This is a genomic window from Arthrobacter sp. efr-133-TYG-120, from assembly GCF_030209785.1.
GTDB lineage: Bacteria > Actinomycetota > Actinomycetes > Actinomycetales > Micrococcaceae > Arthrobacter.
Genome location: NZ_JARVRI010000026.1, coordinates 108,059 through 129,379, shown reverse-complemented (window position 1 = coordinate 129,379; position 21,321 = coordinate 108,059). Strand labels below are relative to the sequence as shown.

Here is a 21,321-nt window from a genome sequence, read left to right as displayed (position 1 = left end):
CCAACTCCAACCGCAGCACACTACTAGGGTAGGTATATGAGACGCGCAAAAATCGTGGCAACGTTCGGACCGGCAATTTCCAGCTTTGACAACACCCTCGCGGTGCTGGAAGCCGGCGTCGACGTCGCCCGCATGAACATGAGCCACGGAGACTACTCGGTACACGACAACACGTACGAGAACGTCCGCAAGGCTTCCGCCCAGCTCCACAAGCCCGTTGCCATCATGGCCGACTTGCAGGGCCCGAAAATCCGCCTGGGTCGATTTGTCGACGGCCCCCACGAACTCGCCGTCGGTGACACTTTCACCATCACCACCGAGGACGTCCCGGGTACCAAGGAAATCTGCTCCACCACGCTCAAGAGCCTGACCGAAGACGTCAACGTCGGCGATGCACTCCTGATCGATGACGGCAAGGTTGCCCTGCGCGCCATCGAGGTTGACGACGTCAAGGTGGTCGCCACGGTGACCGTCGGTGGCTGGGTCTCCAACAACAAGGGCATCAACCTTCCCGGCGTTGCCGTCAATGTCCCCGCACTGAGCGAAAAAGACGAAGACGATCTCCGCTGGGCCATGAAGCGCGGTGTCGACATGGTGGCACTGTCCTTCGTCCGCGATGCGTCCGACATCAAGCGCGTGCACGAAATCATGGACGAAGAAGGCCGCCGCGTGCCGGTGATCGCCAAGATCGAGAAGCCGCAGGCAGTGGAGCAGCTCCACGAGATCATTGACGCGTTCGACGCCATCATGGTTGCCCGTGGCGACCTCGGCGTGGAACTCCCGCTCGAGGAAGTGCCGATCGTCCAGAAGCGCGCCATCGAACTGGCCCGCCGCTGGGCCAAGCCGGTCATCGTGGCCACCCAGGTCCTCGAATCCATGATCGACAACCCGCGTCCGACCCGTGCCGAGGCTTCGGACTGCGCCAACGCAGTGCTCGACGGCGCCGACGCAGTCATGCTTTCCGGCGAGACCAGCGTGGGCAAGTACCCGATCGAGACGGTCAAGACGATGGCCCGCATCATTGAGTCCACCGAAGAGCACGGCCTTGAGCGCGTTCCTCCGCTGGGGACCAAGCCCAAGACCCGCGGTGGCGCCATCACGCGTGCCGCCGTCGAAATCGCCGACCAGCTGGACGCAAAGTACATCTGTACGTTCACCCAGTCCGGCGACTCGGCGCGCCGTCTGTCCCGCCTGCGTCCCGTCAAACCGGTGTTCGCGTTCACCCCCGTGGAGCACGTCTGGAACCAGCTGGCACTGACCTGGGGCATCCAGCCCGTCCTCGTCCCCATGGTGGGCCACACTGACGCCATGACGGCCCAGGTGGACCGCAGCCTCCTCGAGATGAAGATCGTGGAGAACGGCGACCTCGTGGTCATCGCTGCCGGTTCCCCTCCCGGACAGGCCGGTTCCACGAACTCGCTCAAGGTCCACAAAGTGGGCGACCTCGCAGACACGTCCCGTGTGGAAGAGGCCGCAGCACGCAAGGAAAAGGTCGGACCGTGGCCTGAAAAGAAGAAGTCCAAGTCCAAGGCCTGATCTTTTTAGCCGCTGTTGAGGAGGCTCCGCCGTGTGGCGGGGCCTCCTTTGTCTTGTTTTGGGGCGGGGTGGTTCGCGTCTGGAGACGACGAAAGGGCGCCGCTTCCCGTGGAAGCGGCGCCCTTCGCGGGGAGTGCTAGTTGACCTGGTTGATGATGGTCTCGGCGACCTCGCGCATGCTGAGGCGACGGTCCATGGAGGTCTTCTGGATCCACCGGAATGCTTCCGGCTCCGTGAGGCCCATCTTCGTGGTCAGGAGGCTCTTGGCGCGCTCCACAAGCTTGCGCGTGGCGAATTGCTCCTGAAGGTCGGTTACCTCGCTTTCGAGGGCCCTGATCTCCTCATGGCGGGAAAGTGCGATTTCGATGGCCGGGATCAAATCGGCCGGAGTGAAAGGCTTCACGACGTAGGCCATGGCCCCGGCGTCGCGGGCGCGCTCCACGAGTTCCTTCTGGCTGAACGCGGTCAGCAGGACGACGGGGGCAATCCTCGCCTTGACGATCTTCTCCGCGGCAGAAATGCCGTCCATGACAGGCATCTTGACGTCCATGAGGACCAGATCCGGCTTCAGTTCTTCGGCCAGCTGGACGGCCTTCTCACCGTTGTCGGCTTCACCGACAACGTCGTAGCCTTCGCCCTTCAAGATCTCGATGATGTCCAGGCGGATGAGGGTTTCATCTTCTGCGACAACTACTCGGCGTGCCGGCTGGGATGCGGGCTTGGACTCCGTCTGTTCTGACACGGGATCTCCTTCAAGACGTACGGCGGGTTCTCAACCATCTTAGTTGCACCCGGTCCCTGCGTATGATTTATTGCTCGGCCGAGCCGGTTCTGGAATTTAGCCTATCTGCATGTAGAGTAGTTTCGCGCACTGCAACAGGGAGCGTTGAGTTCTGTGAAGAGCCCGACGTCGGTTAGTCTTGTTTCGGTGTTTCCGCGCCCGAGTGGCGGAATTGGCAGACGCGCCGCACTCAAAATGCGGTATCGAAAGGTGTGTGGGTTCGAGTCCCACCTCGGGCACAGTGTTTCCGCAGGTCAGGGGCCAGTTGGCCCACTGACTGTTGACAAATGCCCCAAAAGTGTTGACACGGACGTAGCATTTTTTTGTGGCCAGCATCCGAAAACGCACCAGAAAAGACGGAACATCGTCGTTCATGGTGTGCTGGCGGGATCCGAAGAGCCGCGAGCAACAGGGCATAACGGTGGCCACCGAAACAGAAGCCGAGACCCTCAAGCGCTTGCTTGACGCGAACGGCCAGTCCTTTGAGATCGCGCAATCCGCCCTCCTCTCGAATGCAGCGAGAATTCCCACTGTTGCCGAGGTCGTCCAGGAACACATTGACCTCTTGATCCGACCCTCCAGCGGGACCACCAGGACGTATCAGGTGATGCTGGACCTGCACATTCGGAACATCATTGGCCACATACCGGTGGACAAACTCGACTACCGCCACCTCAATCACTGGGCGAAGTCGATGATGGCGAAGGGCAAGGCCCCCAAGACAATCCACAACGTTCACGGCCTCATCTCTGCGGCAATGAATACGGCAGAAATGCTCCAGTACATCTCCAAGAATCCATGCCGCGGCGTGCAGCTGCCCACGATCGACAGGGCTGAGGACGAAGCCATGTTCCTTACCCACGCCGAGTACAACATGATCCTTGAGGTCATGGGGGTGAGGTACAAGACCTTCACCAACTTCCTTGTCATGACGGGGACCAGGTTCGGGGAGGCCACTGCGCTGAAAGTCGCGGACGTCGATTTGCTCTCCAAACCGCCGACGGTGCGAATCAACAAGGCGTGGAAGCGGGACGGGCAGTCCAAGTACTACATCGGGGCAACCAAGACGGGTGCCGGCAAGCGCACGATTGGAATCAACCCTGCGTTGGTCGATCTGCTGATACCGCTCGTTGCCAGCCGGGCCGGGGATGAGCTGCTGTTTACGACACCCAAAGGGGACCGGATCGTCCACAAGCTGTTTTGGCACCACTACTGGGTTCCTGCGGTGCAGACAGCACAGTCACACGGCCTGAGGAAGTCACCCCGTATTCACGACCTAAGGCATACACATGCTTCCTGGCTGATTCAGGATGGCATTTCACTGTTCACGATCTCCCGCCGCCTTGGCCACGCCTCAACCCGGACAACGGAGCAGGTGTACGGGCACTTGATGCCGGAGGCTCTTCAGGCCGGTGCCGATGCCACGGAGCGCTCAATCAGTGGGTTTGCCCGCTGAGAATCGCTGAGTCCGCCGTTCAGGGCTGTGCGTAGCGGACGGGCGTCAGCCGCCGCTTTGCCCGTGTTCCAATCTGGCGTTCTGGCGTTGAAGGCGTTTCGTGGATCGGAACTTCCCGCAACTTGGCGATTTCGACTATGTGCTCGGACGTGAAGATGATCTTTCCCTTGCCCCAGCACGCGTGCGGGAACTTGCCGTTAGCGGCACCTTCGCGAAGCCATGCTTCGGTACAGTGCATGAGAGCCGCAGCCTCTGCCGGCTCGAAGAACTCCAGATCCATAAGAACTCCAAAAGTGCTCTAGCATTTCGAGTTCATGTGCTGAATCGCCGGCATCTACATGATTTTTGGACGACCGGGTTTTTCGTTCCTAGTCCGTTGAAGCTCTGGTGCCAGCCGGGATGACCCCGCTCAGATACAAGGAGCTTATTGCTTCCAGTTCGCCTCGAACCTTCTCGGGGCACGCGCGAAACCGTCTGGCCGGGACTTGTTCAACAAGTCCCACGGTGGTCATGAGGTTGAGGTGCCTCCTGGTGGACGACAATGACAGACGGAGCTTCGAGCTGAGCTCGGGACAGGTGGCGGAGCCTTCCATGAGGAGGACTCGGAGTATCCGGGCTCGTGTTCTGTTCATCAACAAACTGGACATGGAGACCACAACCCCGGCGTATCGAAGAATGGAAGAAGAAGCCTACTGTAGACGGGTCTACAGCAGTAGAGTACGCCTTTGCGACCGCCCTGAGAAGACTGGATCTCGCCTTGATTCCGTCGGCGCCGGATCTTGATGCAAAACTGAGTCCGCGAGGTCCCGAAACAGGAAAGTTAAGCCATAGGCTGTCCTCAGGGGAGAGGAGGGATGGGCAATGACAGCTGAGCAGATGAATCTCGGAGATAACTCGCCGACACCGCAGGCCGAACTTGCCCGCCGCCTCAATCTGCTGCTCGACGTCGCCGTTGCAGAACGCGGCAAACCGGTCACCTTCCGGGAGGTCCAGGAACAGCTTGCTTCCAAGGGTGTAAAACTGTCGCGTGCACGCTGGTTCTATATGAAGGACGGGACCGGCCGGCTCGTCAGCGATCCGGAACTGCTGACGGCGCTCTGTGAAATCTTCAAGGTGGATCCGTCGTATCTGCTTCCCGAGAGTGACGGCGAGTTGCCGGAACGCATCGACTCTCAGCTCGAGTTCGTAAAGTCTTTGCGTGCCGCTCGAGTCAAGTCCTTCGCTGCGCGGACTCTTGGGGATGTTTCTCCTGAAACGCTGCGACGTATCTCTGAGTACCTCAATAAGGACATCGATCTTCATCCGGCTGGCGAGCAAGCAGCTGTTAGTGCTCCAGAAGATACCGAAGATGGGCATCAAGGAGCTCCTTGATTCGGGCTGCATTCGCTGAGTAGCGGGGGGAGCGCCCATGTCGACGTCCCGGCTCAACATCAACTTTGATCGCGCCCGCTTCTTCAAGTGCCAGGAGATGTTTCGCTACGCTCGGCTCCCCGGCGCTCACGGATAACACGATATCTCCGCGCGTTGCGGGGCCGTGGGCTGTGAGGTATCGGAGGATTTCGTTTCGCGACCTATTGCCAAAGGTCTCCACCGCGGCCTCGACGTCGGGGGACCATGCGTCGTCGTGCGGTTTGGTAAGCCGTGGCATGAAGCCCATTCTTGTCGATCCTGAGCAGAAAAGTAAGAACCGCACTCTTGACGATAATTAAAGTATCTTTGACAATAGTTCATATAGCTTTTCGTGGACGTGATTGGCCTGGATGCAGTCACGCGAAGGACGCCATCAAAAGGCGTCGAAAGTAATGGAACTCTGTCAAAGCCGGTGAAGACCGTGAACGCAGAAGAGCGGGCGATCCACGCCCAGCAAAATGAACCATCATCGCCGGGCGTGGACATTTCCTTGCAAAGGGCGCCGTCGCCCGAGGCGACAGCGGTGCCGGTGGATCAGATCATGGTGGCTGTCGATAGCGTGCGTGGCTACGTCGTATCCCATCTCTCCCGGGTCGGGCGGGCCGGTGATGTCGATGACGTGATGCAGGACGTGCGAATGGCCGTTTGGGACGGCGTGACGCGGGGCAACTACCGTAAGCTCCCGGGCATCCCCTTCGGTGCTTGGGTACAGGGCGTCTGCTCGAACGTGTGTGCCGCCCACATCCGCCGCGAACTAAGCCACGCCACATCACCGCTGCTGATGGATCCTGTAACTGGAGAAGGAACGGCCCTTGTCAGTGGATGGGCCAGGGTGGCCTTTTATGGTGACTGCGGCACAGAGCGGCTAATTGATCAGGAATGGGCGCGGATGGTGCTTGCGCTCGTGCGGGAGAACGTATCGACTGCAAACTGGGATCTGGCGGTAGACAGCCTCGCCGGGCCACGACGCTACGGACCGCCGACGCCTAAGGACCGACGCCGATGGCATGCAGCATCCGTTGTTCGTCAAACGGCCAAGACCATCACGGTGGCTTTGGAGGCTGCGTCCGAAACATACCGGGAAAAGGATGTACCCCGGGTCGCGGCGAACTGCCTGCCAACACCGGTGTTGCGTCGCATTGCGGAGGACGTGGTCACTCCGGGTGTGAGCGGCCCGGAACGGACCAGGGCAATAGCCCGACTTGCCGAAGAGTTCGGCGTTTCCGAAAGGTACATTGCCGTCCAGATAGGCCTTGTCAGACAGCTGTACCGCGCAGCGTGGCGAGTTCTGTGGGGTCAGTTGAAGCCGGCGGACTAAATCATCTGGCGAGTCGAGTCTGTTGCGATCAGTCTGTTGAGGAGGTGCCGCATGTCCCTGTTCCTAAGCCCGGGTTGGAGGTGGCCTCGTGGCCGGCGGCTCTGGGTAACTCTTGCGGCGGTTATCGGCGTCGTGGGTGTTGTCTTTGTCCTACTTTCGCCGTCGCCGTCGCCGTCGCCGTCGCCGACGCTGGCTTCACGGCTGCCCGCGGCTGCGGAGTCCCCACGCGGGCAACAGCCTTCACCTTCCGCCGCGATTAGCGCACAAGCGTCCCCTTCAAGCGATGGAACGGACGTCTCAGGGAAGGAGCGAGACACCGCGAGCTTCCGGGAGCTGGCTGTGGCGGCAGCCCAAGCGATCTACACGTGGGACACTCGCACGTCGTCGTATTCCGATGTGTACAGGCGCCTTCGCGATTTGTGGACGCTCTTGCCGGACGGATCGAATCCGCTGTCTGTGCTCGTGCAGGAGTTCGAGGCAACAGGAGTGACGGCTGGGACCTACATGTCCCTAGCAGGCGTAGAGGCCAGTAGAACGGGTACCGCGGAGTCCGTTGCCTGTGATGCCGAGCTGGCTAAGGTTCGGGAGTATCCAGCGCCCTGGGCCGGACTCCATGTTTGTACCGTGCGGCTAAACGTGGTCGACCAGACAGCACATGGGCGGAACGCCTACGTGGCGCCAATCAGTGTGATGATCAACTGCCCGCCAGCACCGACGGCGCCTGCAGACCGATGCGCGATGGTCGGCTTCTACGCGACTCCGAGCAGGATCGTCTACTGATGCCAGCTCCAGTTGTCTTGATGGGAATTCTGAGACGACGGGTTGTCTTCCGTGCGATTATCGCTGGGGCCTCCGCTCTCGCCATCGCGTGCGGCATGTTCATCTGTGCAGGCGTAGCGTTGCTGGCTGCGGGCTCTACGGGCAATGCTTCCGTGTGCGTGCCAGCTGTAACGGCAGCTGAGACGTTGCCGAATGATGCAACCGGGTTGCGCATCAGCGTCGACGGCCAGCTGCCCACTTGGTTGACGAGCGCCCAGTTGGCCGTGGCCGGGAGCTACGTCTCCGTCGGCCGGGAATTGGGAGTGCCCAAGGAAGGTCTGGTTGTTGCGATCATGATGTCGTTGCAGGAATCCGGTCTGAGGGTCCTGGCAAACACCAACGTGCCTTCCTCGCTTTCATTCCCGCATGAGGGGGTTGGGCACGACCATGATTCCCTTGGCACGGCCCAACAGCGACCGGCGGCTGGCTGGGGAACCATAGCGCAGCTCATGGATCCCATCTACAACGCAAGGGCTTTCTACGGTGGACCGACTGGTCCAAATCTGGGCAGTCCGCGAGGTCTGCTTGATATCGGTGGGTGGCGCTCCATGGATAAAGGGCAGGCCGCCCAAGCGGTTCAGGTCTCGGCTTTTCCGGAGCTGTATGCGCGTTGGGAGCCTGATGCAGAAGCGATAGTCCGTGTGCTTGAAGGCACGTCACCGCCGCCCAAATGCCTGGAAGGGGAGCCGACAGCAGCACTCCCGGCGGGGACAGACGATTTGAGTCAGATCCGCCTCGAAATTCTGCGGTTCACGAGGGAAGGCCTGGGTGGAGCATACGTCTGGGGCGGGACTGCCTTCAAAGCTTGGGACTGTTCGGGTTATGTGCAGTGGATTTACCGCCAGGCCGGCATAGAGCTGCCACGCGTGGAGCAGTGGCGGGTAGGCACCCGAACGAACAATCCGCAGCCGGGTGACCTAGTGGTCCAAAACCCGCAAGGGCCGGACAACTGGGGCCACGTGGGGATCTACGCAGGGGAGGGGATGATGTACAGCGCTCTCAACCCTTCAGTGGGGACTTTGTTACATCCAGTTGATTGGAACCCCGGCGCCGCGTACTTTGACCTGCTGCGTTAACTCGCCTGAGACCCGCTATGACTAAGCGGCCTCGTTCCCTACGCGCGATGGGCCGGTTTCCTGCCCGCCAAGAGCAGCGGTGACACCAGCGGTCTAGATGAAGGGCTGAATGCGGCTTTGCGGGCCGTTCGAACGCACCTGAGCGCCCTCAGCGGCAAGAAAATCCGGAATTTTATATGAGTCAGGTGTGCGGGTGCGCGACCTCCGTCGTACTCGGGGTTTGACTCAGGAGCGGCTCGCTGAGGAGCTCGGGGTGAGTCCACGGTACTTGGCGGGTCTCGAGCGCGGCGAGCGGAATCTCACACTCGATTCTATGGACGTGCTTGCCAATCAACTGGGAGTCGCAGCATTGACGCTCCTGACCTCGGCAGCCGAGCATCCGATGCGCCTGGACGGCTGACCCGGACCTGGCGACGAGCGCCCCAGGCATCATGGCGTACGTTTACGGTTCCCCGTGGTTCAATGGCGCTGACCTTCGCAACGAGCTCCTTCGACTTCTTCGAGTGTGACCTGTTGAAGATGCCTGTTGCCGAGCGTTCTGTGAAAATCGCACCCTAGTTTCAAAGCCAAGCTACAATCCGCAGGGGCAACTCCATCAGCGTCTTTCCGGCTCCGCCGGGGGTGTGACCTTAAGTGACTATGTGGTCAGAGCGGTGCCGGAAACTGACCTCCACGAACAACACATGCTCCAGTGCGGCACTCAGAGCCACCAGTTCGTGAAAGTCGGCGCAATTCCGGCAGACTTGTGGCAGGTGAACGATCCCCGGCAATAGTCGACTTTGGGCGCGAACGCCACGACTGAATCAGGGGAGACATGGACGTCCGGACGAACAGCGAGTACTTGGAGTTCCTGGCGAAGCGCCTCGACGAGTTCTCGAGGACGTTCGAGGAGTTCATGATGCACCATGTCGAGAATTCCGGCTTCGGGGCTATGGCCGTGGGGATCGCTCCAGCTGTCCTGCCGAAGGACAGCGCTGACAAGGCACGCGTCCGAGTTCTCACAGATGAGCTGAACCGCCTCGCCGGCGCGCTCATGGATCTCAGCAGCGTCACTAACGTCCGACTCGCAGTCCAGGGAGTCGGGGTGCTCGACCCCTTCGTGAACTGGCAGCGGATGCTCGAACCGAAGCCTCTGCTCGACGCTCCTGTCCTCCGAGGCCTCTGCCTCCAAGCCGCAGGTCGACTGGAGGGTCTCAATGCGAAGGCCGAGGCGCTCTCGTCGCCGACGATCGAGCCCTTGCTCTTACACCCTCTGGTGTGGGCTGCGGCCCAACGTCTCTGGAACGACGGCCACCTGCGGCAAGCAGTTGCGGCCTCCGCGGAAGCCGTCAGCGGCCAGATGAAGCAGCTCACCGATCGGAACAACGCGAGCGACACTTCTCTGTGGCAGCAGGCGTTCGCTACCGCCGACCCTCAGGAGGGTAAGGCCCGCTTGCGCTGGCCCGGCGACTCGGATGACCAGGACGTCAAGACCATGCAGGCCGGACTGCTGAGCTTCGCCCCGGGGGTGAACATGGTGATCCGGAACCCGGCGACGCACGTCGCAGAGGACTTCACCGAGCAAGACGGCCTCGAACAACTAGCGACGCTGAGCGTTCTCGCCAAGTTCGTCGATCGGTGTGTGGTTGTGTCAGTCGATGGCGCGACCGCTCCTGAGGCCGAGCAGGTGTCACCACAGCCTGCAGTCGAACCCAGCCAGGTTATGACCAGGAAAAACGGCTAGATCGGCATGGCTGCAAAAGACGACCTCTCCACGACTGCGCGCGAGCTGCTGAAGAAGGTGAAGCGGCGCTATATGGAGTCGCGGGACTTCAACGGGCTGCAGGTCAGCACCACCCGAAACTCCGGCGACGAGATCGAGACAGCGATAGAACTCGTACTTGCCGGCCTGATCGAAGTCGTGGGCCCGAGCGACTACATGAACATCCACATCCGTCCCTGGCCTTCGCGAAGGACCGTCGCCGAGCAGATCGAAGAGCTTCGTGGGCTCTCCGACGACGACTACGGGGTCTGCCTCTACCCCAAGGCGAGGGCGCTGAAGCGGTTGAAGCTGTCCAAGAAATTCGAAGATGCCCCGTTCGCCAGGGCTATGGCGCGTGGCCGGTCCACACTGGAGCTCGCTTTCTTCAGCACGGACGTGCTTGAGGGCTACCGCAACGACGCCCGCTTCAGGTTCGGCATGAGCGACTTCGGCATCAACTTCTGGCTGTCCGACGAGGCATACGACAACAAGGACCAACCGAAGAAGGACAAAGTCGGGCTTATGCACCTCGGCTTCGCCTACGACATGCGCCAATACGACCCAGAGGTCCCGGATGCCCCAATCGTCCGACGCGTCGCGGCCTTCTACGGCGACTTGGACGACTTGACACCTGAGCACCAGCAGCGCTGGGCGAGCTTCCAGGTTGACGTGGAAGGGATCGACCCTCATCCCGTCTGGTACGGCTCACAGATGGGCCACTGGCCAGAAGGCATGGGACCCTTCGCCCGGCTCGCCCAGGAACTCAAAGCCATCAGCGACCTGTTCGAGAACGTGTGGGGCGCGCGTATCTTCCGTTCGCACGAGCTGCCTGAGGACTTCGGGTGGATCCTCCGTGCCGACCAGCGGGAGTGGGACCATTTCATTCACTCGTTCGACAAGCTCCTGTCGGACAACATCGACGGCGCGGCACTCGACACGGCCAAGGTTCCGCATGTGAACGAGAGAGGGGACCGTCTGGGCACCCTTGGTCGGCTTGAGCTGTTCATGACGATGAACCATGTGAATGCGGATGCTGTGAAGTGGGCGCTGAAACCCCTACGCGCGATCCGTGCGGCGCGGCAGAAGCCCGCCCACGCCCTGCGCACCAACGTGACGGACCAAACCTTCATCCGCAAGCAGCGGGACCTTCTGCACGACGTCGATGAAGTCCTGATCAACATTCGCCAGTGGCTATCGAGCCACCCGCAGAACCGAGACTGGAAAGAGCCCTGGCCTGATGCCAAGGACTACCCGCTCTGAGACAAGAGCCGCTCTAGGTACTCTGAACAACATGACCTCACAGCTTTCCCGACGGATTGATCCGCGCATCAGCCTTGCCGTGTCCATGCATGATCAAGCAGGCGTGTACGCCCTGCTCGTTGGGTCAGGGACATCGACCGGCGCGGGCATACCAACTGGCTGGGGTGTCATCAGAGACCTTGTGGCCAAGGCTGCGGCCGCTACTGACGATGGACTTCCCATAAACCCCACGGATGCCGATATCGACATGTGGTGGAGCAAGCACGGCGATGATGGCGAACTCGGCTACTCGAACCTGATGGAGAACCTTGGTTTGACGCCCGCCGCGCGAAGCGCATTATTGAGTGGGTATTTTGAACCATCCGAGGAAGAGCGGGCTGATGGCATCAAGGTGCCGGGGAAGGCTCATCAGGCCATCGCGGAATTGGTCAGAAGGGGATCCGTCCGGGTAATCGTGACAACGAACTTCGACGGGCTGCTCGAACAGGCATTGGACGCGGCCAGCGTTGCTCATCAAGTCCTTGCCACCGATGCGGCAGTTGAGGCACGAAGGCCCTTGGTGCATGCTGGGTGCACCGTGGTGAAAATCCATGGCGACTATCGTTCGCTTAACCAGAAGAACACTTTGGGGGAGCTGAACCAGTACAGCCCAGTGATGCGCGAACTCCTGGAGGAGATATTCGACGACTTTGGTCTGGTCATTAACGGATGGTCAGCTGACTGGGATCACGCTTTGGTCGAGGCGTTGCAGGGCCGGCGGTCACGGAGATATCCACTTTATTGGTCAACTTTGGGGCCCCTTGGAAGTGCTGCCTCGGCTCTAAAGGACCAGCATGGTGCCGGAGTCATCGGAGGCGTCACCGCTGATGAGTTCTTACCGGACTTGCTGCATCGTCTTGAGTCCCTGGACTCTTTGTCCTCACCGCCGTTGACTGAGGAAATGGCAACCACCCGGCTTAAGAAGCTCCTCCCTTACCGGGAGTCATTCATCGAGATCCGCGACATCCTGGGCGAAGAGATCGACAGAATCCAGCAGGCGACCCAGGGTCACGGCTGTCTCTTCCCGGACGGCAACCAAGAAGCCAGGGTGCTGGCCTACGAGCAATCATGCCTGGAACTACGCGAGGCAAGTCGGGTCCTGATCCGCTTGGTGGCGACGGCGGTGTTGTTGGATCGGGACCGGGTCCACACTGACCTTTGGGTATGGACCATCCAACGGCTGCTAAAAGCGCGGACCCAGGAAGCAACTACCTATCATGCAAGCTGGGTAAAGCTCTCCCAGTACCCAGCCCTCCTGGTGCTTAGGGCGATAGCCATGATCGCCGTATCCCATGACAGGGAGGACGTATTCATTCGTGCGGCTACAGAGCCGACATGGCGGCACCCAAGCGTTGGGCAGGATATCCAGGCTCTTTTGGCGTTGCAGGATGAATACGTGATTGATCACGAGTTTGCAAAAGCACTGCCGCGGTGGGGCGGGACAGCCTGGCTGTACCCTGCAAGTGAACTCGTCTCTGCTGACTTGGATATCCTGCTGACAGACCTCATTGCTGATTCGTCTGAAGTCGAAACCGCTACTCGTCGCGCAGAGTACAGGATGGCCATGGCGCTTCAGTTCCTCATACCTGGAAACCCCAGACGGCCTTGCGGCGGCCGATACGCGGGAGAGAGGGCTTGGAATCACTCCACAAAGACCAACATCTGGGAGGAAGACTTCCGCCAGTACGGAGACCGCCAAGCATGGGGATGGACAGCAGCCCCCGGGGGTGAAGCAGACACATTTGATGCAGGCCTAACGCAGCTCTCTGAAGCCCTCAAACAGTTCGATCGCTGGGTATGAACATAATCTGCGCGAAAAACCGCCCAGTACCAAGTGGGGTTTGGGTTCGGTGTTGTGTGCGGCGAGGTACTCGTCGATCTTGGTGATCAGATCCGGTACGAACGCGCCGCGGCAGGTCGCGGTTGGTGCCGTCGGGTGGCCAGCAAGAGCATGCCACCGTCTCGCACTCGACAGGGCGTTCCCGGCTGGAGCACTGATCATTCCTGAGGAGCAGGGTGTATTGCCCCAAGAAACGTATTTCCATCGGAGGTGGGCGAAAGCATCCACTCCGTTAGAAGGTCGACGAATCGGGTCAGGTGGTTCACGACACGGGCGGCAACTGTGTCGGGGTGCTGCCCTGTGTAGGCGCACACGGCATCGTCGACTGTGCTCCCTAAACCAAGGCTCCCCGCGATGTCCTGAAGCCCGAGATGAACCAGCCCGTTCCGGAGCCTCGACTGCCCCAGAACCCACACCGAATCAGGGTCGTCCAGAAACGCTTTCATCCCGGAGGGCAGAGAGGCCTGAGCATCACCACTTCGCATGATTTCAAGGGCTGTGAGGGACTGGAATAGGGCAATGAACCGATGCTTGCGAGTGGCGGCTTCGCACCATTCGCAAAGCGATCGGGACACGCTCAGCGCTGCGGATGAAGAGGCGCTCTGGATAGTTACGAGGGCTGCTGCAAGAGAGGGTTGGAGCTCGCCACCAAATAGGCGCGGAAAGGCGACTGAACTCTTCCCGTCGAACCACTCAAAAGACGGGACGGCTCCGTGCGGGTGAAAGTCAATGCCGGAGTTTTCCAGAAGGGCACCAGCGACGTTGCCGACCCCCGTGCTCAACCGACCAATGGCAGGACCGACGGTTTCGAGGTCACCGACCTGCTCCGGCCCCAGCCCCGTTAAATAGTGTGCACTGACAAGATTCGTGTACGGACTACCGTCAAGGATGACAACCGAAAGGTCGTCGCGGAGAAAATCGAAGAAGCGGCTAGCCGGTTCCTCGGGAAGAACGCGCCGTGGTTGGCCTGGAGAAGCTCGTCGAAATGGGTGACGACCCCGTGGAGATTTCTCTTGTTGTCAGCAAAGAACTTGCCGCTCATTCGGGCAGCCTTCGCAGTACCAGGGTCCCAGTTTGCCTGCAGGTGCCAGCCCAGGGTTTTGCTGAAATGGAGCTGGGCCTCATAGGCAGCCATGGTTCCGTACTGGAGAAGGGCAATCTCTGCGGCAGCCGCGGAAAACGGAAGGCCGGTCAACGAGGTAGCTATGTAATGCATGTCTGCCCTCGCGATGTTGAGGGCGATGACCTCGATTGGGTCAAGTTCGGTTGCAGTCATGCTCCATAGCCCGTCTATGGTCGAGGATCTTGGCTCTGACAGACTCCACTCCTAGTCCGATGTTTCTTGGCTCGCACGGAAAGTTTGTAGGCACGAAAAGCCCGGCCAGTAGTCCTCCACATCCATATTCGCAAGGGCGAAGGCGAAGGCCTCCGATTCGCCGAGGGCAAGGCCAAGTCGGGTGGGATCGGCAAACTCCAGCAGGATCCGAAGTACGAGGACCCAGCGCCCGGAGATACTCGCGATGTGATACTGGGTTACTTCTTCATCATAGAAGTGGTCGAGCAACTGATGGCTCTGATCGTTTCGGATATTTTTCATGGACTTGACCCAGTCCGACATGTCAGGCCCGCAAAGGCCGGGTGCAACTTCTACCACCGGAGATGCCATTTCTAACAAGCGTTGCTGATAGCTTGGCTGGTCGATGTTGTTGAGTGCCTCGCTGAAAAGCTTGGCGGCAAGGGCCTGATCATCGAAGCCGCTTTCCACCAGCTTCTGGACGCCGGCTTCCCGCGCTGCACGGGTTGATCTCTTGACTGCACCAGCACTAATTGGGGCGAAAACCCGGGGATCACCGAGTAAGCGACGGTGCAGACCTTCGAGGGCAGTGGCCAGTGCCTGTGCGTCGATCTGGAGTACCCCGGCTTTAGCAGAGGCTATGTAGGGCAGCGGATCGAGCCGGAATGCCATAGGGAGCCAGCGTGCCAACGTTTGCAGGGTGATCTCGTCTAGTGGCAGAAGCTTTGTTCTCGAAAATTTACCCTCACCTGATGGAGGGGCAGAGCACTCGTGCCAATTTCCGTCGCTTAACTGGATTTCCACGTGGCACGGAGCCATCTCGCACCCTGTCCACAACACCAGAAATTGTGTAGACGCTGCCATGACTCCTTGTCGAACGACGCGTAGCTCAGCTGGTTCCGAAAGGTGGAGTTCAAAACCGGGCTCCTTGTCGAACACCCAAGGTTTCAACTGTCCGCGCAGAGGACCACCGGTAACGTCAGCTGGAGGATCCTGATGCCAGCCAGCATGGCGGGTCGAAAAGTTGTAGGTCCATCTAATGCCATGGACCTCATGGTCTTCCCCCTTGATGTGAGCGTTGAGGACGTAAGAGGGTCCAGTAAACCTCTGAACAAGAGGGCCAAACATATGAGCGAGGAGGTCTGTGTCCATGTGCGCGCGCAGGAGGGTTACGGGGCCTGCGCCATCTAACTCGCCATGGATTGTGCGAGGCGCGAAATCAGCAGTGATTGCTGCAGGGTCGCCGCTGAGGCCAATAAAGTCTGGTTGAATGTCCCAACTTTGAGGAGTGAAGCAGAACCCGTTGAGTTCTAGAGAATAAGTGCCGGACTCTAGCTTCAAGGTCCCTTCGACCCGCGGACCGTTCGCCAGCCAGAATGTACCTGTTACTTCATCGCTCACGCGGCAACGATATCCGAACAGACCTGGGAGCCCCGCCTCTTCGGCTGGGGGAGTCAGGTGCTCTTGCCAGGCACATGAAGATGTGGCCGGTTCAGTAATGAACTTAGCTGACTCTAAATCTCGAGCAGCAGTTTCTCGAAGGACTCGATTCAGTTGTTCATTGTGTCCGCCCGCGGGATCCGATAGTAGATCTAGTGCAATGGCTGTCAGCTCACGAAGGTACTTCGGTGAATTCGCAGCTATGTCGTCATCCAGAAGGTCCAGAGCCAGGAGCGGGCCGATGCTGGCTACTCTGTGGATATGAGACTGGATGCGGGCGACCCGTAACTGCAGCCTGGTGCTGGGCTCTCCCCCTTGCTGGCTCCGGAGTCCGGACTGGCCTGGTTTGTCCTCCTGGTGGGCCGCAATGCGAGTGTCCTGCGGGCCGCCCTGAGGGTTGCATTGCCGTCGCGCTACTGCTGTCCGCAGCCGCACCAGTTCAGCTTCGGCTTCCCCTTAACCGTCTTGCCGGCGTTTGGGCAGATCACCGTCCGGCTACGCACTGATTTTCCTGGACGACGGGCATGCGAAACGTTCCCGAGACCGCGTAATAGTGAAGTCAGGAGTGAGAGCGACTGATTGCTACCCGTGCTAATCGTGTCCATTCGTGGACAGATGCTAGGTCATGTCGTTCCGCCCCGGCCATTCCATGAAGTCGTGAGCTCAAACTGCTCAACCCAACGGAAGACGACGGACGGAGCGCGCCATGTTTTTGGCAGCAGTCGACCCTGGTATTACCCCAAACGCTAATTTTCCCTTTCTTGAATCCCTGAAGCAGATCGGCGGGGGCATCCTCGTCGGTGCATTTGTCGTGATCGCCATTGTGGCCATCATCGGTGCGGCGATGTTGCTGGCCGGCAAGCTGAGTCAGTCATCCCGGCTCGCATCCGGAGGTGGCGTGATTCTGTTGTGGACGGGACCGGTGGCCGCGATTCTTGGCGGTATCAACGGCTACATCCTGTGGTCCCAAACCGCTTTTCCGCTCGGCTTTTAAGGGCCGCCAGCCATGCCTGTCGAGTGCGATCTCAATGGCTGGTGGCCGCCCGGTTGCGGACTCGTCTCGCAAGCGAACGACGGCGCCACCGGTGCAGTCACCTCCCTCTTTGCAAACATCCTCCAGAACGTCGCTTCCTGGCTGTGGGCATTCATCACCGGAGCGTTTAGCGCCTCAGACGTGGATGACTCGCAGTGGCTGGCGGTGGACGGCATTACCAACTGGTGGGTGATCGTCATGATGACCCCGCTCGTCGTCGTCATGATCCTCCAACTGCTGTCGGGACTGATTAGCCAGCAACCGCGAAGAATAGGTAGGGCCCTGTTGGGTGGGGCCCTGGCAGTTCCCCTCGTAGCGGGCGCCGTTTACCTGGTCCGGCAGCTGACCAAGGTCAGCGACTCCGCTTCGGCTGCCCTCCTCGAGTCGATGGGCTCCGACCCTTATCTCGTCTTCATGCGGCTTTTCGGTTTTGAACGCGCGGCGGAAGGATCAGGCAGGGAATGGAACATCGTTTCCTTGTCGCCGGGAACCACCGGGGGAGCGGTGGGTGGTGTGGTCGTCACGGCCATGGCAGTCATCGTTGTGTGGATCCTGGCCTTTATCCTCATGTGTTCCATGATTTTTCGGTCATTTGCGCTGATTGTGCTGGCCGCCGTCGCGCCCGTTGCCTTGATGCTCGTTTCCTGGGATAAAACAAAGACGTGGGCGCGGCGATGGAGTGAAGTCGTCGTTGCGCTGCTGCTCGCCAAACCTCTGGCCGCCACAGTGCTGGCTGTCGCCGTTAAGCTCTTCGCCGATTCAAAGTCGTTCGCTGGATTGGCTGCGGGGACGGTGGGCATGGCCCTCGCATGCGGTGCTCCACTGATGGCTTTGCGTTTGGTGAGTTTCGCAGGCGGCGAGCTGGCTGCTGCGGCCCAAACGGCAGGCGGAGGCCACCTCCTCTCCAGGACAAGCAGCGTCGCTTCCCGTCAGGTGAGCAGGCAGCTTGGTGGGCGGTTCACGCTGGCGGCGATGATGTCACGGTCCGCGATGACCCGGCCGGTACGCTCGTCTCACGCGGAATTTCCCACCAGAGCGCTGCCGGCCACCGTGCCAGCGTCGTCCTCTCAACCATCAGGCGGTGGCTCGGGCCGGATGCTCGACGCCGGTCCTACCGCTTCCGCCCACGGTTCATCCCAGCTACCGGGTCGGTTGAACCGCGGCGGGCATCACCATCGCCCGCCACACCGTGAAGCCGGGCCTTCGGCGAGCGCGGATGCATCCTCCGATCGGTCTCACCTCCGGCAACATCCGGCACCGCCAAACCTAAATAGCGCTGGCCCGGCGCGCCCCTTGCAGGCCCCGCCGATTACTCGTCCGCATCCACCAACCGATCCTCACCCAGGGGGCGACCCGCATGTCCGATGACGCAAGGACGCTAGAAGCCGTCAAATTTCCCCGCCACGAGCGTCGCGGCCTGTTCATGGGCTTGAAGTGGTACCAGCTAGCATTGCTGGCCAGCGGCGTTCTCGTAGCGAGCATTGCTTCTGCCTCCGGTGGCCCGGCATCGCTTTTTAGCTCAGGCCCAATGTGGCTGACTCTCATGCTGTTAGGGCTCCTGCAGTATTCACGGATTCCCTACCCTGTCTGGGCAAGCCACATCGTCCTCTTTTTTTACCGTGCGGCACTAAAGCAAACGCGGTTTCTGGCTAGACCGGAAGCTCCGCCGCTGGCAGGTCGGCTCGCTCTGCCCGGTGGCTTGGGAAAACTGGAGGTCCGGAGGGCACTTCAGGGCGAGGCGTTCGTTGTGGACGCCCACGGCAGAGAAGCTGTGGCCGTCCTTCGGTGCAGCACCAGGTCGTTTGCCCTGTTGGACAGTGACGACAAGGCATGGGCAGTGCAGGCGTGGTCGCGCGTGCAAGCCGGACTGGCGCAGAGGTCGAGTATCGCCCGGATTGCAGTTCAGGATTACACAGTGCCGTACCCGTCAACCGCCTTGCGGGACTTCTATGTGAAAAATGTTCCTCAGCGTGCGGGCAAGGCCTGGGAACCGACGTGGGGGGAGCGTGCGTATGAGGACCTCGTTGCCGCGGCAGAGGCAACCACTAGGCACGACCTCCTAGTCGCTTTGGTCATCGACACAGCTAAGGCACGACGGCGGATCCGCGAGTCAGGCGGCGGCCTCGCCGGACTGGAGCGCATTATCCGGCTCGAAGTTGAAGCAATCACGACGGGGCTGGCAACGCACAACGTGAAGGTGGAGGAGTGGCTGCCGGAGTCAAAACTCCTCGAAGTCGTCCGCGGCGCATTCGATCCGAACACGGTCATCAGGGCTGCCGGTGAAAGTTCAGCACCTGCGCCGACCAACGGCGGGCCAATGGCCGTTGAAGAACACTGGTCCTACCTGCGGACCGACTCAGCATTCCACCAAACATTCTGGATCTCCGAGTGGCCCCGGCAGAAGGTGTTTCCCGGGTTCATACATCCCTTGGTCTACGTGGGCGATTTCCGGCATACGGTGACCCAGGTGATCCGCGCTGTGCCCACGGCCGAAGCACTACGCGACATCCGGTCTGCACAAGAGGCACATGAAACACGACGGCGAATCAACGTCCGCTTCGACAGGCCACTCACCCGCGAACAAAAGGCTGAGGAAGACGAGGTTGCCCAGCGCGAGGAAGAGATCGTGGCCGGCCATGGGGACGTACGGCCTGCCGCATTTGTAACCACCACCGCAGCCTCGCTCGAAGACCTGGCCAGGCATCGGCAGGAACTGGAGTCGGCCGCAGCCGGTGCTTTCGTCGAGCTCAGGCTCCTCGCGGGGCAGCAGTGGGCCGCCTTCGTAGCAGGGGCTCTGCCCCTGGGAAGGGGACTGCGATGAGAGTGAAGTCGGACACCGTGCAATATCTGCCGTCGAGCGAAACTCGGCGTGAGCGGCGGGAACGACGGCGGGAACGCGCCCATGAGAGACAGGCGACTACCGCCTCACGCGGGTCGGCGGACTTTGCAGTGACCAGCTTCGGCAGGCCTGGGATGTCCGGCGACTGGGGGAGTCGGGAACCGAACAACCTCCGCGGACCGCACCGGCTACGGCCGGCACCACATCGCGCGTCCACCATGACGTTCGCTGCGGCCTACCCGTTCATTACAGAATCCGGCCTGGGCCATGAGGGTACGTACATCGGCACCGATGTCTTCGGCTCGGGCGCGTTCTCGTATGACCCCTGGATCCTCTACGACAAGGGCATCATCAGCGGACCATCGATCGTGGTCATTGGCACGGTGGGAACGGGCAAGTCCATGTGTGGGAAATCGTTGGTGACCAGGTCCATCACCCTCGGACGGAAGGCTGCCGTCGCCTCGGACCCTAAAGGCGAGTGGGTCGCCGTCGCCAATGCTGTGGGTGGGAAGGTTATCTCGGTGGGCCCCGGGCGGGCTGCACGGGTCAACCCGCTCGATGCTGGTCCGCGGCCGTCCGCGCTAACGGAGGCGCAGTGGCAGGCTGTCGTGCGGCAGCGTCGGCGTTATCTGTTGGTGGCGCTGGTGTCCCTCATGCGCCAAGGGTCTCCTCTGCGTCCCGTTGAACATACAGCCCTGGACATGGCCCTCATGGAAACGATGGCCCAGAACTCTAACCCCACGTTGCCGATGGTTCTTGATCGACTTCTCAGTCCTTCCAAGGAGATGATCGCCTTGGTGGGCAGCGACGGTGGCACTGCCGTAAGTCACTCGCTCCGGCGCACGGTCTCGGGTGACCTGGAGGGTATGTTCGATGCTCCTTCCACGGTGGCGTTCGATGCGGATGCGCCGATCATGGTCATGGACACTTCTGCACTGATTGGCGCCTCCGAACAGGCTCTCTCGCTGGCCGCGGCCTGTGGCGCCACCTGGCTGGAAGCTGCAATCACAAATCCCGACGGCGGCAAACGGCTTGTGGTCTATGACGAAGGTTGGCGGATGCTCGCCGACCCGTACATGCTCGCCAAGATGAGCGAGCAGTGGCGGCTAGCGCGCACGTACGGGATCGCGAATCTGCTCATCATGCACAAGGTTGCCGACCTGAATGAGATCGGCGACAGCACCAGCGGACACCGTCAAAAGGCCCTTGGTCTCCTGACGGAAGCGGACACCAGGATCATCTATAGGCAAAAGCACGACGCAATGCGCCTGACAAAGGAAGCGCTGGGCCTGACCGAGGCGGAGTGCGAGCACGTCGAGAACCTTCCCAAGGGCGTGGGGCTTTGGAAAGTGGGCAACCGTTCGTTCATCGTGGCGAACAGGGTCACCACCGACGAGCTGGAGGTCTTCGGCACCGACGACCGGATGATCTGAGCTGAC

Annotated in this window: 19 protein-coding genes and 1 tRNA gene; 15 read left to right on the top strand and 5 right to left on the bottom strand. The window is 60.6% G+C overall.

Annotation, left to right across the window (positions count from 1 at the left end; translation table 11 throughout):
• The first annotated feature begins 36 nt into the window (after positions 1-36).
• Entirely contained in the window at positions 37-1,536 is a 1,500-nt protein-coding gene (gene pyk / locus QRN51_RS15090) for a pyruvate kinase (protein ID WP_284990671.1), read from the top strand.
• Between the two features lie 136 nt (positions 1,537-1,672).
• Here the strand turns inward: pyk and QRN51_RS15085 are convergent, their stop codons facing one another.
• Positions 1,673-2,278 (bottom strand): ANTAR domain-containing response regulator, encoded by a 606-nt coding sequence (locus QRN51_RS15085; protein WP_059389079.1) that lies wholly within the window; start codon positions 2,276-2,278, stop codon positions 1,673-1,675.
• Positions 2,279-2,474: 196 nt separating this feature from the next.
• Here QRN51_RS15085 and QRN51_RS15080 point away from each other — a divergent pair.
• Together QRN51_RS15080 and QRN51_RS15075 are read left to right on the top strand one after the other, a co-directional pair.
• Positions 2,475-2,556: transfer RNA gene (locus QRN51_RS15080), tRNA-Leu, on the top strand.
• A gap of 86 nt (positions 2,557-2,642) precedes the next feature.
• Positions 2,643-3,773: a tyrosine-type recombinase/integrase gene (locus QRN51_RS15075; RefSeq protein ID WP_284990670.1), complete on the top strand. Its 1,131-nt coding sequence runs from the start codon at positions 2,643-2,645 to the stop codon at positions 3,771-3,773.
• Positions 3,774-3,792: 19 nt separating this feature from the next.
• Here the strand turns inward: QRN51_RS15075 and QRN51_RS15070 are convergent, their stop codons facing one another.
• Positions 3,793-4,053, bottom strand: coding sequence for a hypothetical protein (locus tag QRN51_RS15070; protein ID WP_284990668.1), 261 nt, complete (start codon positions 4,051-4,053; stop codon positions 3,793-3,795).
• Between the two features lie 88 nt (positions 4,054-4,141).
• Complete coding sequence (locus tag QRN51_RS23340; protein WP_350224991.1) at positions 4,142-4,405, bottom strand: helix-turn-helix domain-containing protein; 264 nt, start codon at positions 4,403-4,405, stop codon at positions 4,142-4,144.
• Positions 4,406-4,634: 229 nt separating this feature from the next.
• Between QRN51_RS23340 and QRN51_RS15065 the strand changes: the two genes are divergently transcribed.
• The 8 genes from QRN51_RS15065 to QRN51_RS15030 all read left to right on the top strand — a co-directional run bounded on the left by QRN51_RS15065 (position 4,635) and on the right by QRN51_RS15030 (position 13,237).
• On the top strand, positions 4,635-5,144 hold the full coding sequence (locus QRN51_RS15065; protein WP_284990667.1) for a hypothetical protein: 510 nt from the start codon (positions 4,635-4,637) through the stop codon (positions 5,142-5,144).
• Positions 5,145-5,595: 451 nt separating this feature from the next.
• Entirely contained in the window at positions 5,596-6,501 is a 906-nt protein-coding gene (locus QRN51_RS15060; RefSeq protein ID WP_284990666.1) for an RNA polymerase sigma factor, read from the top strand.
• A 51-nt stretch (positions 6,502-6,552) separates the two neighbouring features.
• Positions 6,553-7,281: a hypothetical protein gene (locus QRN51_RS15055; protein ID WP_284990665.1), complete on the top strand. Its 729-nt coding sequence runs from the start codon at positions 6,553-6,555 to the stop codon at positions 7,279-7,281.
• Positions 7,281-8,396: a C40 family peptidase gene (locus QRN51_RS15050; RefSeq protein ID WP_284990664.1), complete on the top strand. Its 1,116-nt coding sequence runs from the start codon at positions 7,281-7,283 to the stop codon at positions 8,394-8,396. Before QRN51_RS15055 ends, QRN51_RS15050 begins: the two co-directional genes overlap by 1 nt.
• Positions 8,397-8,583: 187 nt before the next feature.
• On the top strand, positions 8,584-8,796 hold the full coding sequence (locus tag QRN51_RS15045) for a helix-turn-helix domain-containing protein (RefSeq protein WP_350224990.1): 213 nt from the start codon (positions 8,584-8,586) through the stop codon (positions 8,794-8,796).
• A 414-nt stretch (positions 8,797-9,210) separates the two neighbouring features.
• On the top strand, positions 9,211-10,119 hold the full coding sequence (locus QRN51_RS15040; protein WP_284990662.1) for a TIGR02391 family protein: 909 nt from the start codon (positions 9,211-9,213) through the stop codon (positions 10,117-10,119).
• A 6-nt stretch (positions 10,120-10,125) separates the two neighbouring features.
• Complete coding sequence (locus tag QRN51_RS15035; protein WP_284990661.1) at positions 10,126-11,397, top strand: hypothetical protein; 1,272 nt, start codon at positions 10,126-10,128, stop codon at positions 11,395-11,397.
• Positions 11,398-11,428: 31 nt separating this feature from the next.
• Positions 11,429-13,237, top strand: coding sequence for an SIR2 family protein (locus QRN51_RS15030; RefSeq protein WP_284990659.1), 1,809 nt, complete (start codon positions 11,429-11,431; stop codon positions 13,235-13,237).
• A gap of 880 nt (positions 13,238-14,117) precedes the next feature.
• On the opposite strand, the gene QRN51_RS15025 is transcribed toward QRN51_RS15030, so the two are convergent.
• Together QRN51_RS15025 and QRN51_RS15020 are read right to left on the bottom strand one after the other, a co-directional pair.
• Positions 14,118-14,552: a hypothetical protein gene (locus QRN51_RS15025; protein ID WP_284990658.1), complete on the bottom strand. Its 435-nt coding sequence runs from the start codon at positions 14,550-14,552 to the stop codon at positions 14,118-14,120.
• A 51-nt stretch (positions 14,553-14,603) separates the two neighbouring features.
• Positions 14,604-15,971: a HEPN domain-containing protein gene (locus tag QRN51_RS15020; protein WP_284990657.1), complete on the bottom strand. Its 1,368-nt coding sequence runs from the start codon at positions 15,969-15,971 to the stop codon at positions 14,604-14,606.
• Between the two features lie 745 nt (positions 15,972-16,716).
• Between QRN51_RS15020 and QRN51_RS15015 the strand changes: the two genes are divergently transcribed.
• The 4 genes from QRN51_RS15015 to QRN51_RS15000 all read left to right on the top strand — a co-directional run bounded on the left by QRN51_RS15015 (position 16,717) and on the right by QRN51_RS15000 (position 21,315).
• On the top strand, positions 16,717-17,004 hold the full coding sequence (locus tag QRN51_RS15015; protein WP_284990656.1) for a hypothetical protein: 288 nt from the start codon (positions 16,717-16,719) through the stop codon (positions 17,002-17,004).
• A 12-nt stretch (positions 17,005-17,016) separates the two neighbouring features.
• The gene (locus QRN51_RS15010) at positions 17,017-18,411 is read left to right on the top strand and encodes a type IV secretion system protein (protein ID WP_284990655.1); all 1,395 of its coding nucleotides are present in this window, start codon (positions 17,017-17,019) and stop codon (positions 18,409-18,411) included.
• Positions 18,401-19,864, top strand: coding sequence for an SCO6880 family protein (locus QRN51_RS23335; RefSeq protein ID WP_350224989.1), 1,464 nt, complete (start codon positions 18,401-18,403; stop codon positions 19,862-19,864). Before QRN51_RS15010 ends, QRN51_RS23335 begins: the two co-directional genes overlap by 11 nt.
• 236 nt (positions 19,865-20,100) lie before the next feature.
• Complete coding sequence (locus tag QRN51_RS15000; RefSeq protein WP_284990653.1) at positions 20,101-21,315, top strand: putative type IV secretion/conjugal transfer ATPase; 1,215 nt, start codon at positions 20,101-20,103, stop codon at positions 21,313-21,315.
• Positions 21,316-21,321: the final 6 nt, after the last annotated feature.

What these genes read in the sequence shown, in the direction of transcription:
- QRN51_RS15040 (WP_284990662.1), top strand. Translation starts at nt 9,211, where the DNA reads ATGGACGTCCGGACGAACAGCGAGTACTTGGAGTTCCTGGCGAAGCGC.
- QRN51_RS23335 (WP_350224989.1), top strand. Translation starts at nt 18,401, where the DNA reads ATGTCCGATGACGCAAGGACGCTAGAAGCCGTCAAATTTCCCCGCCAC.
- QRN51_RS23340 (WP_350224991.1), bottom strand. Translation starts at nt 4,405, where the DNA reads ATGAACAGAACACGAGCCCGGATACTCCGAGTCCTCCTCATGGAAGGC.
- QRN51_RS15065 (WP_284990667.1), top strand. Translation starts at nt 4,635, where the DNA reads ATGACAGCTGAGCAGATGAATCTCGGAGATAACTCGCCGACACCGCAG.
- QRN51_RS15010 (WP_284990655.1), top strand. Translation starts at nt 17,017, where the DNA reads ATGCCTGTCGAGTGCGATCTCAATGGCTGGTGGCCGCCCGGTTGCGGA.
- QRN51_RS15000 (WP_284990653.1), top strand. Translation starts at nt 20,101, where the DNA reads ATGACGTTCGCTGCGGCCTACCCGTTCATTACAGAATCCGGCCTGGGC.
- QRN51_RS15030 (WP_284990659.1), top strand. Translation starts at nt 11,429, where the DNA reads ATGACCTCACAGCTTTCCCGACGGATTGATCCGCGCATCAGCCTTGCC.
- QRN51_RS15055 (WP_284990665.1), top strand. Translation starts at nt 6,553, where the DNA reads ATGTCCCTGTTCCTAAGCCCGGGTTGGAGGTGGCCTCGTGGCCGGCGG.
- QRN51_RS15015 (WP_284990656.1), top strand. Translation starts at nt 16,717, where the DNA reads ATGTTTTTGGCAGCAGTCGACCCTGGTATTACCCCAAACGCTAATTTT.
- pyk (WP_284990671.1), top strand. Translation starts at nt 37, where the DNA reads ATGAGACGCGCAAAAATCGTGGCAACGTTCGGACCGGCAATTTCCAGC.
- QRN51_RS15035 (WP_284990661.1), top strand. Translation starts at nt 10,126, where the DNA reads ATGGCTGCAAAAGACGACCTCTCCACGACTGCGCGCGAGCTGCTGAAG.
- QRN51_RS15070 (WP_284990668.1), bottom strand. Translation starts at nt 4,053, where the DNA reads ATGGATCTGGAGTTCTTCGAGCCGGCAGAGGCTGCGGCTCTCATGCAC.
- QRN51_RS15050 (WP_284990664.1), top strand. Translation starts at nt 7,281, where the DNA reads ATGCCAGCTCCAGTTGTCTTGATGGGAATTCTGAGACGACGGGTTGTC.
- QRN51_RS15025 (WP_284990658.1), bottom strand. Translation starts at nt 14,552, where the DNA reads ATGACTGCAACCGAACTTGACCCAATCGAGGTCATCGCCCTCAACATC.